This window comes from Methylobacterium sp. J-070, assembly GCF_022829385.1.
Classification (GTDB): Bacteria; Pseudomonadota; Alphaproteobacteria; order Rhizobiales; family Beijerinckiaceae; genus Methylobacterium.
Window position 1 is genome coordinate 31645 of record NZ_JAKSXX010000208.1, and the last position, 14466, is coordinate 46110.

The 14466-nt window shown below is 71.2% G+C and carries 14 protein-coding genes; 9 read left to right on the forward strand and 5 right to left on the reverse strand.

All coding sequences use genetic code 11. The features are described from left to right. Positions 1–146: 146 nt before the first annotated feature. Positions 147–920 carry a zinc-ribbon domain-containing protein gene (locus MKL01_RS22315; RefSeq protein WP_243907374.1) on the reverse strand — a complete coding sequence of 258 codons (774 nt, stop codon included), beginning with the start codon at positions 918–920 and terminating at the stop codon, positions 147–149. A gap of 181 nt (positions 921–1101) precedes the next feature. On the opposite strand from MKL01_RS22315, the gene ftsE reads away from it, so the two are divergent. The 3 genes from ftsE (at position 1102) to MKL01_RS22330 (ending at position 3692) form a co-directional block, all read left to right on the forward strand. Then, positions 1102–1794, forward strand: coding sequence for a cell division ATP-binding protein FtsE (gene ftsE, locus MKL01_RS22320; RefSeq protein ID WP_243907375.1), 693 nt, complete (start codon positions 1102–1104; stop codon positions 1792–1794). Then, positions 1791–2759, forward strand: coding sequence for a cell division protein FtsX (locus MKL01_RS22325; RefSeq protein ID WP_243907376.1), 969 nt, complete (start codon positions 1791–1793; stop codon positions 2757–2759). Before ftsE ends, MKL01_RS22325 begins: the two co-directional genes overlap by 4 nt. A 150-nt stretch (positions 2760–2909) precedes the next feature. Beyond that, a complete protein-coding gene (locus MKL01_RS22330) occupies positions 2910–3692 on the forward strand; it encodes a YdcF family protein (RefSeq protein ID WP_243907446.1) in 783 nt (260 codons plus the stop codon). A gap of 7 nt (positions 3693–3699) precedes the next feature. Here MKL01_RS22330 and MKL01_RS22335 read toward each other — a convergent pair whose 3' ends face one another. The 3 genes from MKL01_RS22335 to MKL01_RS22345 all read right to left on the reverse strand — a co-directional run bounded on the left by MKL01_RS22335 (position 3700) and on the right by MKL01_RS22345 (position 5232). Beyond that, positions 3700–4029, reverse strand: a complete 330-nt coding sequence (locus tag MKL01_RS22335; protein WP_243907377.1) for a hypothetical protein — start codon at positions 4027–4029, stop codon at positions 3700–3702. Continuing rightward, positions 4029–4496 (reverse strand): PTS IIA-like nitrogen regulatory protein PtsN, encoded by a 468-nt coding sequence (ptsN, locus tag MKL01_RS22340; protein WP_243907378.1) that lies wholly within the window; start codon positions 4494–4496, stop codon positions 4029–4031. The genes MKL01_RS22335 and ptsN overlap by 1 nt, the downstream gene beginning before the upstream one ends. Positions 4497–4638: 142 nt before the next feature. After that, a complete protein-coding gene (locus MKL01_RS22345; protein WP_243907379.1) occupies positions 4639–5232 on the reverse strand; it encodes an HPF/RaiA family ribosome-associated protein in 594 nt (197 codons plus the stop codon). A gap of 153 nt (positions 5233–5385) precedes the next feature. Between MKL01_RS22345 and MKL01_RS22350 the strand changes: the two genes are divergently transcribed. The 3 genes from MKL01_RS22350 to MKL01_RS22360 all read left to right on the forward strand — a co-directional run bounded on the left by MKL01_RS22350 (position 5386) and on the right by MKL01_RS22360 (position 9400). After that, entirely contained in the window at positions 5386–6954 is a 1569-nt protein-coding gene (locus MKL01_RS22350; protein WP_243907380.1) for a glucan biosynthesis protein D, read from the forward strand. A gap of 37 nt (positions 6955–6991) precedes the next feature. Beyond that, complete coding sequence (mdoH, locus tag MKL01_RS22355) at positions 6992–9163, forward strand: glucans biosynthesis glucosyltransferase MdoH (RefSeq protein ID WP_243907381.1); 2172 nt, start codon at positions 6992–6994, stop codon at positions 9161–9163. 78 nt (positions 9164–9241) lie between these two features. Then, positions 9242–9400 carry a hypothetical protein gene (locus MKL01_RS22360; protein WP_243907382.1) on the forward strand — a complete coding sequence of 53 codons (159 nt, stop codon included), beginning with the start codon at positions 9242–9244 and terminating at the stop codon, positions 9398–9400. Between the two features lie 87 nt (positions 9401–9487). Here the strand turns inward: MKL01_RS22360 and MKL01_RS22365 are convergent, their stop codons facing one another. Further along, complete coding sequence (locus tag MKL01_RS22365) at positions 9488–9688, reverse strand: hypothetical protein (RefSeq protein WP_243907383.1); 201 nt, start codon at positions 9686–9688, stop codon at positions 9488–9490. A gap of 387 nt (positions 9689–10075) precedes the next feature. On the opposite strand from MKL01_RS22365, the gene MKL01_RS22370 reads away from it, so the two are divergent. From MKL01_RS22370 to MKL01_RS22380, 3 genes are all read left to right on the forward strand, one after another. Next, on the forward strand, positions 10076–10363 hold the full coding sequence (locus MKL01_RS22370) for a hypothetical protein (RefSeq protein ID WP_243907384.1): 288 nt from the start codon (positions 10076–10078) through the stop codon (positions 10361–10363). A 98-nt stretch (positions 10364–10461) separates the two neighbouring features. Beyond that, positions 10462–12783 carry a Tex family protein gene (locus MKL01_RS22375; RefSeq protein WP_243907385.1) on the forward strand — a complete coding sequence of 774 codons (2322 nt, stop codon included), beginning with the start codon at positions 10462–10464 and terminating at the stop codon, positions 12781–12783. 176 nt (positions 12784–12959) lie between these two features. Then, complete coding sequence (locus tag MKL01_RS22380; protein WP_243907386.1) at positions 12960–14162, forward strand: RimK family alpha-L-glutamate ligase; 1203 nt, start codon at positions 12960–12962, stop codon at positions 14160–14162. The last annotated feature ends 304 nt before the right edge of the window (positions 14163–14466 follow it).

Genomic DNA, 14466 nt, shown 5'->3' on the forward strand with positions numbered 1-14466 from the left:
TGGACCGGAGCCGTCGGCGGAACCGACGCACATCATCGACCGCGGGGACGGGCCCGCTCATCGCAGCGCACCCGGAGCGGACGCTCGTCCCAGCTTGCGCGCATCCGCCGAGCGGTTCTTCGACGCCGCGGCGTGCGCCGGGGCGATCAGCGCTCGGTCGGCCCGGCGTGCGATTCGCCCTGCGGGATTTCGGCGTCGGCGAAGTGCAGGATCACGGTCCGTCCCTCCGGCGGCGGGGCCGGGAGGCTCGCGCGGAACCGCGCCGTCTCGGTGGACGCCAGGACCGATCGGGGCGCCGGAACCGGAAACGTCCGGATCGCGCGGCCGCCGGCGTCCCGGATCTCGACGCTGAGCGGCGCCACGGGCCTGTCGGATCGCGCGACCCCCACGAGGTCGCCCTCGACGACGAGTTCGGCGGGCCGGCCGTCCTCGGCCGGGTTGCTGTACGCCACCACGTCCCGGATCTCGATCCCGCGCACGTTCACCGGCAGCCCGATCCGCGCGAACAGGGACGCGGTCTGCGGGACGGCGCGGACGACGGTCGTGCGGGCGAGGCAGACGAGCGGCAGCGCCGCGAGGAGCGTCAGTCCGAACGCCAGGGATGGCGACAGGCCGGGGACCACGCGCCGGACGGCAGCGCCCTGGAAGGGTCGCCGGGATGAGGCGCGGGTGCTGGGGGTCGGGAGGTCCGAAGCGTGCCGAACCGAGGCGGTCGCCTCCTCCCACGCCGCATCGACGACCGGATCGGCCTGCGCATCGGCATCGGCGACGAGTTCGGCCTCGTGGCCGGCCAGCACGTCGGCCGGGCTGATGAACCACGTCTCGCGGCACGCCGCACAGCGCACCGACCGACCGTCCATGCCGACCTTGTCGGCATCGATCCGGTACGCGCTCGCGCAGCTTGGGCAGACGATCAGCATACGCGCCATACTCGCAAAGATCGGCCGCGAACGGTCCCGACAGTTAATTCGCTTGAGAAAGTGTCGCCGAACAGGGTTAAGCGGGCGTGAAATCCCGTAGGCCTTGAAAACGCCCGCCCATCCGGCGATGCCGTGCCGGCGACAGACGAGATCGGCAGGCCCCTTGAACCGACAGGCGAGCATGAAGAGCCTGCTGCCCGGCGTGGAACGGCCGGTGGTGCAGTTCGAGAACGTCGGCATGCGCTACGGCCTCGGGCCGGAAGTGCTGTCAGACGTGAGCTTCCGCATCGCGCCGCGGTCCTTCCAGTTCCTCACCGGGCCGTCGGGCGCGGGGAAGACCACGCTGCTGCGCCTGATCCTGCTCTCGGCCCGGCCGACGCGCGGCCTCGTGTCGATCTTCGGCGAGGAGGTGAGCGGCATCTCCGCCAAGGCGCTGACGGGGCTGCGGCGGCGCATGGGCGTGGTGTTCCAGGACTTCCGGCTGCTCGATCACCTCACCACCTACGAGAACGTGGCCCTGCCGCTGCGCGTCCAGGGGCGTGCCGAGGCCAGCTATCGGGCGGAGGTCGTGGAACTCCTGCGCTGGGTCGGGCTCGGAGAGCGCATGCATGCCCTGCCGCCGCTTCTGTCCGGCGGCGAGAAGCAGCGCGCCGCCATCGCCCGGGCGCTGATCGCCCGACCGGACCTGCTCCTGGCCGACGAGCCCACGGGCAACGTCGATCCGGGCCTGGGCCGGCGGCTGCTGCGGCTGTTCCTGGAGCTGAACAAGCTGGGGACCTCCGTCATCATCGCCACCCACGATTTCGGCATCATGGACGCCGTCGATGCCCGCCGGATGGTCCTGGGCGAAGGCCGGCTGCGGATCGAGGAATGACCCTACAGGCCCTCTCGCGCGCGCGTCCGCGATCCCCGGCGGGCGTCCCGGATCCGACCGCATCGGCGAACCTGCGCCGCAACGCGCCCCTCGTCCCGACCGACACGGCCGCCGGACGCTCCCTGGCGGCGGTCATCGCCATCCTGACCTTCCTGGCCTGCCTCTGCGCCGGCGCGGCCGAGATGGTGGCGGCCAACGCCGCGCAGTGGCAGGGCGACGTGGCGCAGGAGGTCACGATCCAGGTCCGTCCCGGGCCCGGCCGCGACGTCGATGCGGACGTCACCCGGGCCGTGGCCATCGCCAAGGCGGAGCCGGGCATCGCCGAGACGCGGGTGTTCTCGAAGGCCGAGGCCGAGCGGCTCCTGGAGCCGTGGCTCGGCAGCGGCCTCGACCTCTCGGACCTGCCGGTGCCGCGGCTCATCGCACTCACCCTGGCGAACAACCAGGGCGCCGACCTCAAGCGCCTCCGGTCCCGGCTCCTGGAGGCCCTGCCCGGCGTCGCCAGCCTCGACGACCACGTCCTGTGGCTGCAGCGGCTCTCGACGGCGGCCAACGCCTTCGTGGGCATCGGGATCGGCATGGTGGTCCTCGTGCTGATCGCCACAGGTCTCGCGGTGACCTTCGCGACGCGCGGCGCCATGGCGAGCAACCGCGAGGTCGTCGAGGTGCTGCACTTCGTGGGTGCCGACGACGACTACATCGCCCGCGCCTTCCAGCGTCGCTTCTTCGGCCTCGGCCTCCGGGGAGGCGCGATCGGCGCCGGCGTGGCGATCCTCGCCTTCGTGCTGGCCGGTCTCCTGGCCCGGGCGGCCCGGTCCGGCCCGGCCGGCCAGGAGGTGGAAGCGCTGTTCGGCGCCTTCCACGTGGGCCTGCGCGGCTACGTGAGCGTGGTGCTGATCGGCGTGATCGCGTCCCTGGTCACCGGCGTCGTCTCGCGCATCACCGTGCGGCGCTTCCTGGCCTGAGCGCCGGTCGGTGACGGGCCGGGCGGGACATAACCTCCGCGCCACGCGTTTACGATTTGGAAACGTGATCGCTGCGCTGTGGACGAGGCGGATCGCACCGCCTCCGGTCCGCCGCAATCGGAGCCGATCCTCCGGAGAATGACCACGCGTATGCAGCGCGCCTTGGATCCGCTCTCGACCGACGCGGTCGGCTGGGCCTGGCAGGAGTGGGCTCGAACCCGCCGCGCTGATGCGCGCGCGACGCCCCGCCCCCGGGGCTGGATGGCATTGTGGATCTGCGGCGCCGGCGCCGCCTTCGGCGCGTTGGCCATGATGGCGGGATTCCTGATCTTCGTCGGCGCCCTCGACCGCCACGAACGGACGCCCCCCGACCGGGCCGACGGCATCGTGGCGCTGACAGGCGGCGCGCAGCGGATCGGTGACGCGATCGACCTTCTGGCCGGCGGCTACGGCCGTCGCCTGCTCATCACCGGCGTGAACGAGCGCACCAGCCGCGACGAGATCGCCCGGCTGAACCCGACCCAGCGCGCCTTGATCGCCTGCTGCGTCGATCTCGACTACCGGGCGCGCAACACGATCGGGAACGCCATCGAGACCCGGCGCTGGATGCGGGCGCACCGTTTCAGCACCGTCGCGGTGGTGACCTCGAACTACCACATGCCCCGGACGCTGGTGGAGCTGGATCACGCCCTGCAGGACAGCGACCGCGTCCTGCCGCATCCGGTCGTTACGGAGGCCTTCGATGCCGACCGGTGGTGGCAGAGCCCACCCGCCGCCAAGCTCGTGGCCTTCGAGTATGTGAAGTTCCTGGCGAGCTGGGTGCGCACGCGATTCGAGGCGGATCCGGAGCGCTCCCGGGCGGCGATCCTGATCGGACGCCGCAAGCCGGTGAAGATGGTCGCCGAGCCGCTGATGATGCGCGGCGTCGATTGAGCTTGCCTCAGGGGCCCTTGCACCGCGCCTTGATCGCCGTCGAGAATTCCTGGTCTGAGCCCTGGACCTGGGCGAGCCGCTCGCCGCGCTCGGAGCCCGATAGGCAGCGCCCGTAGACGCTCGCGACCCGGCGCATGGTCTCGACGTGGCGCCGCCAGATCCGGCAATTCTTGGCGTCATCGGCGCCCGCCTGCTCCAACTGGTCGATCGCCTGCCGCTGCATCGACTGCGCGACGAGCAGGTCGCGGGCACAGGTCGTGTCGCCCTGCGCCCTTGCAGGCGCGACCAGCCACGCGGCAATGGCCAGGGCGGCGGCGGCCGTTCGGGAAATCGGCATCAGGCGGCCTGGGGTGCCGTGGAGCGGGTCAGGAGGGCGTAGAGCGCGCCCGCGTCCCGGGCCGCTCGGATATGGCTCAGCATACCCGGCTCGCGCAGGATCCGGGCGACCTGCGCCAGCGCCTTCAGATGGTCGGCGCCCGCACCTTCGGGGGCCAGGAGCAGGAAGGCGATGTCCACGGGCTGGCCGTCGAGCGCCTCGAAATCCACCGGCCGGTCGAATCGCGCGAACAGGCCGAACAGCCGGTCGAGTCCCGGCAGCTTGCCGTGCGGGATCGCCACGCCCTCGCCGATGCCAGTCGAGCCGAGGCGCTCCCGCTGGAGCAGGGTGTCGAAGATGGGCCGTTCCGCGAGCGCCGGGAGGCGCCGCGTTGCCTGGGCGGCGAGATCCTGAAGCACCTGCTTCTTGGCGCGCGCGCGCAGGGACGACACGACCGACTCGGGGTCGAGAAATTCCAGAACTGGCATCGACCGATCGTTGCCCTGTCACCCGCCCATAACGGCGCGGGCATGGTTGCAGGGGCGCCGACGGCCGCTGCGGCCACGCCCCTGCCCTTCAATCGACCGGGAAACAAGCCGGTTCCGGCTCCGTTCCTCCCGACCCGCGGCGTCAGTCGCCGGCGCTCGGAGGGTCCACCCAGCCGATCGCGCCGTCGCTGCGCCGATATACGACGTTGATGCGTCCGGTGCCAGCGTGGACGAACACGACCACCGGGGACCCCGTCATGTCGAGGGCGGTCACGGCCTCGCCGATGGTGCGGCGCTCCAGGGTCTTGGTGCTCTCGGCCACGATCGGCGGATGGGCATCGCCCTCCGGTGCCTCGTCGTCCTCCTCGTCCGGAGCGGCCAGGACCGCGTAGGCCGCCTCGACCGCCTCCGTGTCGCCGGGTCCGGTCGCGTGCTGCTTCAGCCGATGCTTGTAGCGGCGCAACCGGGTTTCGAGACGCTCGGCGGTCTGCTCGAAGCTCGACCGCGCATCGTGGGCGAAGCCGTTCGCCTCGATGGTGAGGCCCGACACCAGATGGAGCACGCAATCCGTCCGGAAGGCCGTCCCGTCCCGGCGCAGCGTGACGTGACCAGTGCAGCAGTCGTTCATATGCGAGTCGAGGTATTTGGCCTGGATCGCGGACATTCGTTCCTCGACACGGCTGCGGAGACTCTCCCCGAGGTCCACGCCGTGGCCCGTAACTCGCAACGCCCCCATGCTGCCTCCCGATTTCGATGCCGGCCGCCGACTTAGAGAGCCGGCTCGGGTTAAGTCAACGGAGCGACTGGCGGTTTAGCCTGTTGCTTAACCCTGGGTTCAGCCGGGGGGCCGAATACCGGCCCCACCCCGAGACGCGAGACGCCTGACCGCATGACGATCGATGCCGGACCTCAAGCCGACCCAACCCGCCGCGCCGTCCTGGCGGGGGTGCTGGGCGTCACCGCCGGCGCGCTTCCGACCGTTACGTGGGCGGCCGAGCCCGAGAAGGCACCCGCGCTCCCCGGCGCGGGCGAGGCTTTCGAGGCCAACACGCTGCCGGATCTCGCCCGCGCCCGCGCCAGGGCGGCTTACGTCGCACCCAAGACCAACGATGTGCCGGCGGTCCTGAAGGGCCTGTCGCGGGACGTCTACGGGGCGATCCGTCCCGCCGAGGGACGGGCCATCTGGGCCGACCGCGGGCTTGGCTACGTCCTGGAGCCGCTGTTGCGCGGCGCGATCTTCGACACGCCGGTGTCGCTGTACCGCGTCGAGAACGGCCTCGTGCAGCCGATCGCGTACGACCGGTCGGCCTTCACCGCCCTGGGCATCGAACTGCCGGAGCTCGACGCCGAGACCGCGTTCTCGGGTTTCCGCCTGCGCGCGCGGTTCGGGGACGGCGACGCGCTCTCGGATTTCGCGCTGTTTCAGGGCGCCTCCTTCTTCCGCCTCGTGGCGCAGGGCCAGGATTTCGGCATCAACGCCCGGGCCCTCGCCCTGCGGCCGGCCGATGCCCGCGGCGAGGAGTTTCCCCTGTTCCGCGCCCTGTTCGTCGAGACGCCGACGCCGGGCCAGCCGGTGGTGGTCCACGCCCTGGCGGAATCGGAATCGGCCACGGCGGCGTTCCGGCTCACGCTGACACCCGGGCGGGAGGCGTCAACGGCCGCGATCGACGGGATCGTCTTCGCCAGGGCCGATCTCGACCATATCGGGCTCGGCGGCATGCAGGGCAGCTACCTGTTCGGCGCCCTCGACCGGAACCGCGTCGACGACCTGCGCGCAGCCGCCTTCTCGGTCGAGGGCCTGGCGATCCGCAACGGCAACGGCGAGCCGATCTGGCGGCCGGTCCACAACCCGGAGGCGCTTCAGGTCTCGGCCTTCGTGGACCAGAGCCCGAAGGGATTCGGCCTCATGCAGCGCGCCCGCGCGTACGCGGATTTCGAGGATGACAAGCGGCACTGGGAGCAGCGGCCCTCCCTCTGGCTGGAGCCGCAGGACGCCTGGAGCGAGGGCGCGGTGACGCTGCTCGAGATCCCGAGCGATTCCGAGTTGAACGAGAACGTGTTCGCCTACTGGCGCCCCAAGGCGAAGCTCGCCAAGGGCGACGAGATGCGGTTCCTCTGTCGTCAGCACTGGTCGAAGGGCTGGCCCGATCCGCTTCCCCCCGAGATCGCGCGGGTCAGCGACAGCCGCTGCGGTCACGGCAGCGGCGGAAACCGCCGGCTCTTCGCGGTCGATTTCGAGGGCGACGCCCTGTTCCAGCCCGGCGACATCGACGTCGACCTCAGCGCCTCGGCCGGGACGATCACCCGGCAGGACCGGTTCCGGTACCCGGAGCGGAAGACGCTGCGGATCCTGTTCGAACTCGATCCAGGCGGCGAACGGGCGAGCGAGTTGCGCCTCGCGCTCCGGCGCGGCCAAGCCCGGGCCAGCGAGACCTGGCTCTTCCGGTGGACCCCGTGACCCTCTTCCCGTCCCAATCCTAAGGCCAGCCTCCGTCATGAACCTGGACGAGACGATCACGCGGACCCGGACCTCGGCGCAGCTTCGCTCCGAGCCGGATGCCGCCGGGCCGACATCCGGCCTGGGCCTGCCGCCGGAGGCGCCGCTGGCGATGCCGGTGCAGGATCTGGCGCGATGGGATCCCGCCGCCGCCCACCGGCCGGAGCGGCCGGCGAAGGCGCCGTGGCTCGCGCGCCTCGCGGTGTTCGGGGGCGCAACGGCCCTGACCGCCTACGGCGGCTGGCAGATGGTCGAGACGGTCTCGGTCTCGGGCAGCCCGACAGGCCTGCAGCTCGTCCTCGTCGTCCTGTTCTGCCTGACCTTCTCGTGGATCGCCCTGGCCTTCACCAGCGCCGTTCTCGGCTTCGGCATGCTGCTCCGGCGCGGGCCGCCCATCGAGGCGCCGGTCGCGCTGTCGACCCGCACCGCGGTGCTGATGCCGGTCTACAACGAGGCGACCGCCCGCACCTTCGCGGGCGTCGAGGCGATGCACGAGGCCGTGGCCGCCACGGGGCTAGGCCGGCATTTCGACTGGTTCGTCCTGTCCGATTCGACCCAGGCCGATGCCTGGATCGCCGAGGAGCGGGCCTTCCTCGACCTGCGCGGACGCCTCGGCGCCGATGCCCGGCTCTACTATCGCCACCGGCCGAAGAACCATCACCGCAAGGCCGGCAATATCGGCGACTTCGTCACCCGCTGGGGCGGCCACTACGACCACATGCTGGTGCTCGACGCCGACAGCCTGATGAGCGGGCCGGCGATCGTGGCGCTCGCCGCCGCCATGGAGGCGGACCCGGATGCCGGCATCATCCAGACGCTGCCGCTGATCATCAACCGCAACACCCTGTTCGCCCGGCTCCAGCAGTTCGCCGCCCGGATCTACGGGCCGGTGATCGCCGCCGGCCTCTCGGCCTGGTCGGGGCGGGACGGCAATTACTGGGGCCACAACGCCATCATCCGGACCCGGGCCTTCGCGTCGGCCTGCGGCCTGCCCGACCTCCCCGGGAAGCCGCCCTTCGGCGGCCACATCCTGTCGCACGATTTCGTCGAGGCCGCGCTGATCCGCCGGGCCGGCTGGGCCGTCTACATGCTTCCCCGCCTGCCGGGCTCCTTCGAGGAGAGCCCGCCCTCGCTGATCGATGTCGCGGTCCGCGACCGCCGCTGGGCACAGGGCAACCTCCAGCACGCACGGGTGATCGGCGCGGCCGGCCTGCACCCGGCGACCCGCCAGCACTTCGCCACCGGCATCGCCGGCTACCTCGCCTCCCCGCTCTGGCTGCTCCAGCTGGTCGTCGGTATCCTGCTGGTCCTGCAGACCGCCACGGAGCGGCCGGACTATTTCGGCGGCGCCGGCTTCTCGCCGGTCTTTCCGCGGTTCGACCCGGTCCGCGCGCTCCAGCTGTTCGGCCTGACCATGGCGGTGCTGCTGGCACCGAAGCTCCTGGGCCTGATCCTCGCGCTCCTCGATGGTCCGGTGCGGCGCGCCTGCGGCGGCGCCGGCCGACTCGTCCTGTCCAGCCTCGTCGAGATCCTGCTCTCCGCCCTGGTGGCGCCCGTCGCGATGGTGGTCCAGTCCGGCTCGGTGATGAGCATCCTCCTCGGCCGGGACACCGGCTGGAACCCGCAGCGCCGCGACGACGGGTCGATCCCGCTGCGCGACATCGTCGCCCGGCATCGCTGGCACATGGTGCTCGGCCTCGTGGCGGGGGTCGCGGCCTTCGCCATAGCCACCTCGCTGTTCCTCTGGATGAGCCCCACCATCCTGGGTCTGGTGCTGGCGATCCCGATCTCCTGGGCGAGCGGCCAGCTCGGGCTCGGGCTCGCGCTCAAGCACCGGCGCCTCCTCGGTACGCCTGAGGAGGACGCACCGCCCGCGATCGCGGTGCGCGCCGGTGCCCTGACCGCCCGGAACGCCGCACTCGGGTTCGACACCGCCGACGCCCTCGTGGCGCTGCACGCCGATCCCGGCCTCGCCGATGTCCACGCGCGGATGCTGCCCGTCGGGCGATCCCGGCCGCGCGGGGCGATCGACCCGGATCAGACGCTGGCCGCCGCCAAGATCTGCGAAGCCGAGACGGTGGGCGAGGCACAGGCGTGGCTGACGCCGAAGGAGCGGATGGCGCTGCTGCACGACCGCGCGCTCGTCGACCGGCTCGTTCGCCTCACCTGACGGGCTTGCGCCCGCGGCCCGTGACAGGCGGTTAACCATTCGGGTCCAAGAGTCCGGCGACCGCCACCGGAGTCGCCCATGACCTTGCTGCTCGCGTTCCTGCTCATTCCCCTCGCGGCGGCCATCGTCCTGGCCCGCGGCGAGCCGGTGCGCACCATCAGCTGCCTCGGCGCGATGGGCGTCGGCTGCGTGATCGCCTGCTGGAGCGTGATGAGCCTGATCCGCCACCGGGCGTGAGGCTGTCCGGCCGCGTCGCTGCGACGGGGCCGCGTTTCAAAAGGGCTGCGCCGCGGTGCCGAACGCCGCGCCACGCGCGATCGCGCGTCAGAGGAACCCGACCTGCCGCGGCCCGCCCGCCAGGGTGCGCCCCGCCCGCGAGACGAGCTGGGAGAACGCCAGCGCCGCCGCCGTCGCCTGGGCGCGGGACGGGAAGTTCCGGCGCGATACCAGCACCGTCTCCTCGGTCTCGTTCAAGAGAACCCAGGACCACAACGATCGGCTGCTCTCGCGAATCTCGAACTGCACGGGACGCCTGCCTTCCTAGGACATGCGAAATGGAAAGGTTTCATCAACCCGTGACATCCCGATGACGCGAAACCATCACCGTCAAGGTGGCCGCGCCGCGGCGACGACCCGGCGGAGCCCGGGCGATTCGGGTCGAATTACGCCCGAGTAATCCAGGTCGACCGGTACCCAACCGCTTCGATCAGTTCAGGGCGCCGTCTTCCGGGTCCAGAGCATTATTTGGAACGGCCGCCGCGCGAATCGATTTTCCACAGGAGTCCCCGGGGCGCTCATCCGACGTCCAGGCAGCGTATCGCGGTCGCCCCGGCCTGTCGGACGCCCGGCGATGATCGCCTTCAGCCGGCGCGGTGGGGTCGACCGGACCGGCGCCTGCACGGATGCCGGATCGTGCCAACATCTGGAGTCAGCGCCTTCGGGCCGGCGGAGCAAGACAGGGCGATGGTGGACCACATCGGCAGACCGACCGAACGGTCGCACCGCATCCTCCACGATCTCGCCGATACCCTCGGCTGTTCCGTCGAGGCGTTCCTCGGTAAAACGCGGCCGGAGGAACTCGCGATGACGGAGGAGCTGCTCAGCTTGTGGTCCTCGATCGGGGATCTAGAGGCACGGCAGCGCATCCTCGACTGCGCCCGCGCCGCCAAGGACGAAGACGGCACGAAGCCGCATGCCTGACCGGTTCCGCGGGCCTTGAATCCGACCGCCCGGCGCCCGAGGCTCCGCGGTGTAAGCCGAGTTTCGGTTCGACAGCCACAGCGCCTGCCGGAGACCCCATGAAAGCCGTGACCGCGCGCATTGCCGAGGAACTCGGCGTCCGGGAGGCGCAGGTCGCCGCCGCGGCAGCCCTGCTCGACGGCGGCGCCACGGTCCCGTTCATCGCCCGCTACCGCAAGGAGACGACCGGCGGCCTCGACGACACGCATTTACGCAAGCTCGAAGAGCGCTTGTGCTATCTGCGCGACCTCGACGACCGGCGACGCGCCATCGTGGCGAGCATCGCCGCGCAGGACCGGATGACCCCGGCTCTGGCGGCGTCCCTCGACGCGGCCGAGACCAAGGCCCGGCTGGAGGATCTCTATCTACCCTTCCGCCCCAAGCGCCGTTCCAAGGCGCAGTCCGCGCGCGAAGCCGGGCTCGCACCGCTGGCGCGGGCGCTCCTGGAGCGGCCCGAGCGGTCGCCGGAAGCTGTCGCGACCGCCTTCGTGTCGGCCGAGCGCGGGGTGGCCGATGTCGAGGCGGCCCTGAATGGAGCCCGCGCGATCCTGATCGAGCTCTTTGCCGAGGATGCCGACCTCGTCGGGCGCCTGCGCGCCGATGTCTGGCGGGGCGGCCAGCTCCTCTCGAAGGTCCGAAAAGGCAAGGCGCAGGAGGGGGCAAAGTTCTCGGATTACTTCGCATGGTCCGAGCGGTTGGAGCGGATGCCCTCGCACCGGGTGCTGGCGGTCTTCCGGGGCGAGCGCGAGGGCGTGCTCGAGGTCGGCCTCGATGCCGAGGGCGCGGCCACGCAGCCGGGTGCACCGGGCCCGTTCGAGACCGCGATCTGCCACCGGTTCGGCATCGCCGCCCGGAACCGGGCCGGGGATGCGTGGCTCCTCGACACGGTCCGCACGGCGTGGCGCACGAAGATCAGGACCGGGATCGAGCAGGATCTGCGGACCCGCCTGTTCGAGCGGGCCGAGGATGACGCCGTGAAGGTCTTTGCCGGCAACCTGAAGGACCTGCTCCTGGCCGCGCCGGCCGGCGGCCGGGCCACGATGGGGCTCGATCCGGGCTACCGCAACGGGGTCAAGGTCGCGGTGGCGGATCGGACAGGCCGGATCGTCGCGGTCGAGACTACCTACCCGCACGAACCGCAACGCCGCTGGAAGGAGGCCGTCGCGACGCTCGGCCGGCTCTGCACCCAGCACGGCGTCGAGCTGCTGGCGATCGGCAACGGCACGGCGTCCCGCGAGACCGAGCGACTGGCCGCCGAGATCGTAGCCGGGAATCCGGGCCTGAAGCTCGTCAAGGTGACGGTGTCGGAGGCCGGCGCCTCGGTCTATTCCGCTTCGGAGATCGCCGCCCGGGAGTTGCCGGATCTGGACGTGTCGCATCGCGGCGCCGCATCGATCGCCCGCCGCCTGCAGGACCCCCTCGCGGAGCTGGTCAAGATCGACCCGAAATCCATCGGAGTCGGGCAGTACCAGCACGATGTCAGCGAGGCGAAGCTGTCCCGCGCCCTCGCCGCGGCGGTGGAGGATGCGGTGAACGCGGTCGGCGTCGACGTGAATACCGCCTCGCCGGCACTGCTGGCGCAGGTCTCGGGGCTCGGCACCGCGATGGCGGCCCGGATCGTCGCGCACCGGGACGCGCACGGACCGTTCCGGACCCGCGGCGCGCTCAAGGCAGTGCCGAGCCTCGGACCGAAGACCTTCGAACTCGCCGCAGGCTTCCTGCGCATCCACGGGGGCGCCGATCCGCTGGACGCGTCGGGCGTCCACCCGGAGGCCTATCCGGTGGTCCAGCGGATCCTCAGGGCCACGAAGAGCGATATCCGCGTCCTGCTCGGCGACGCGGCAGCGCTCGGGCGGCTGGCGCCGGAGGCCTTCGTCGATGCGCGTTTCGGCCTGCCGACCGTGCGCGACATCATCGCCGAGCTCGAGAAGCCCGGGCGCGACCCGCGGCCCGCCTTCCGGACCGCCCAGTTCCAGGAGGGAATCGAGACCATCGGCGCCCTCAGGCCGGGGATGCAGCTGGAAGGTGTGATCACGAACGTGGCGGCCTTCGGCGCGTTCGTCGATATCGGTGTCCACCAGGACGGGCTGGTCCACGTCTCGGCGATGGCGCGCCGACGGATCGCGTCCCCCGCGGAGGTTGTACGGGCGGGCGAGGTCGTCCGGGTGCTGGTCCTGAGCGTCGATGTTCCGCGCAAGCGCATCGCCCTGTCGATGCGTCTCGACGATCCGGTGGAACCGGCCGCCGCACCCCGCGGGGCGCCCGACCAGGCTTCCCGCAGGCCGCCCGGAAGCCCGCCGGCGCCGGAGGGATCCGCGCCGTCGGGCGCGCTCGCGGACGCGCTCCGGCGGGCGGCCGCCTCGTCGTCCCGGCGCAGCTGAGCGACGGCGGGGGCCGCTCCGGCCGTCCGGCGCGGCTCTCCGTCACCCGGTTAGCGTTTCGTCAACGGGCGGACGAGCACAGTGCCGACGGCGATCCGTTCGGCCGGCTCAGGGGCTCGCGACTCGGAGCGCGGATCCTCAGTGCGCACGAACGCGCCTCCCACCCGCCGGACGATATGATGCAAGCCGCTGCCATGCTCGACGCCCCGCCCAGTCCGATGATCGGCCAGGCGCGCCTGATCAGGGCGGCGTTCGAGGGCTCCGACATGGCGGCCTGTGCCCAGGCGATCGCCGATCGGGCGCAGGACGGCATGGTCGGAGCGGGCGCGGCCCTCGATCTCTCGACCATCCTGATGCTGCTGCACCGTCCCGAAGAGGCGCTCAGGCTTCAGAACGATGTCCTGCGCGACCACAGGCACTTTACGCTCCAGTCCAATACCCCGGAGGCGAGGACGCGGGTTCTCGTGATCGTCACCGCCGGCGATCTCATGGCGAACACGCCGATCGACTTCCTGCTGAACGATCCCGGCTTCGCCGTCGAGTACCTGTTCGTCCTTCCCGGGCAGGAGATCCCGCGTCGCCTCCCGGATCACGACGTGGCCGTCGTCGGCGTCGCCTATTCGCGCGCCAACGAACCCGTCCTCGAAGCCTTGGGCGAGGCCGCCGCGCATTGGCCCCGGCCGGTCTTCAACCAGCCCCGCAACGTCCTCCGCACCTCCCGCCACGGGCTCGCCGAGGCGCTCGGCGATGCCGCAGGCGTTCACGTTCCGCGCGTCGTCCGCGTGGACAGATCGGACCTCGTGTCGGCGGGCGGGCGGCTCCCCGACGGCCTCGCCTATCCGATCCTGATCCGCCCCATCGACACGCATGCCGGGAACGACCTCCAGAAGATCGACGAGGGCGGTGCGTTGAGCGACTACATCGCTGGCACCGAGGCCGACACGGTCTACGTCACGGCATTCTGCGACTACCGCGACGCGGACGGTCTATACCGAAAGTTCCGCGTCGTTCTGATCGATGGCGCACCGTTTCTCTGCCACATGGCCGTGCGGGATCACTGGATGATCCATTACCTGAACGCCGGGATGCTGGAGGATCCGGAGAAGCGGGCCGCGGAAGCGTCGGCGATGGCGGATTTCGACGGCGCCTTCGGGCAACGCCACCGTATCGCGTTCGCCGAGATCCATCGGCGGATCGGACTCGATTATCTGGTCATCGATTGTGCCGAAGGCCCCGACGGCCGGCTGCTGATCTTCGAAGCCGATACCGGCATGGTCGTCCACGACATGGATGCGGCGGACCTCTTTCCCTACAAGGCGCCGCAGATGCGCAGGGTGTTCTCGGCGTTCCAGCAGGCCCTGGCGTCCCGGACGCGCTGACCCCAGCCGTGGGTCGGCGCCGGTCCGGCGGGACCTTCACGCGGGAATCGAGCGTCACGGCGCGGGGGCCGCGCCGTCCGCGGTCCTCGAGCGTTTTCTTACAGGTGCGGATCACGAAGCGCGACGCGCTCTCCCCCCCTTTGCGGGGAGGCGTTAGAGGTGGGGGTGGTGCGGAAGGCACCGCCGAGCCGCATCCGGCGTTCACCCAACCCCTCCCGCAGGGCAAATGGAATTCGCGCCCAGACCGTAAAGCGCGTGATCGAATTCAAACCGTAAATGCCCCCGTGCCGCGGCGGGACGCCGG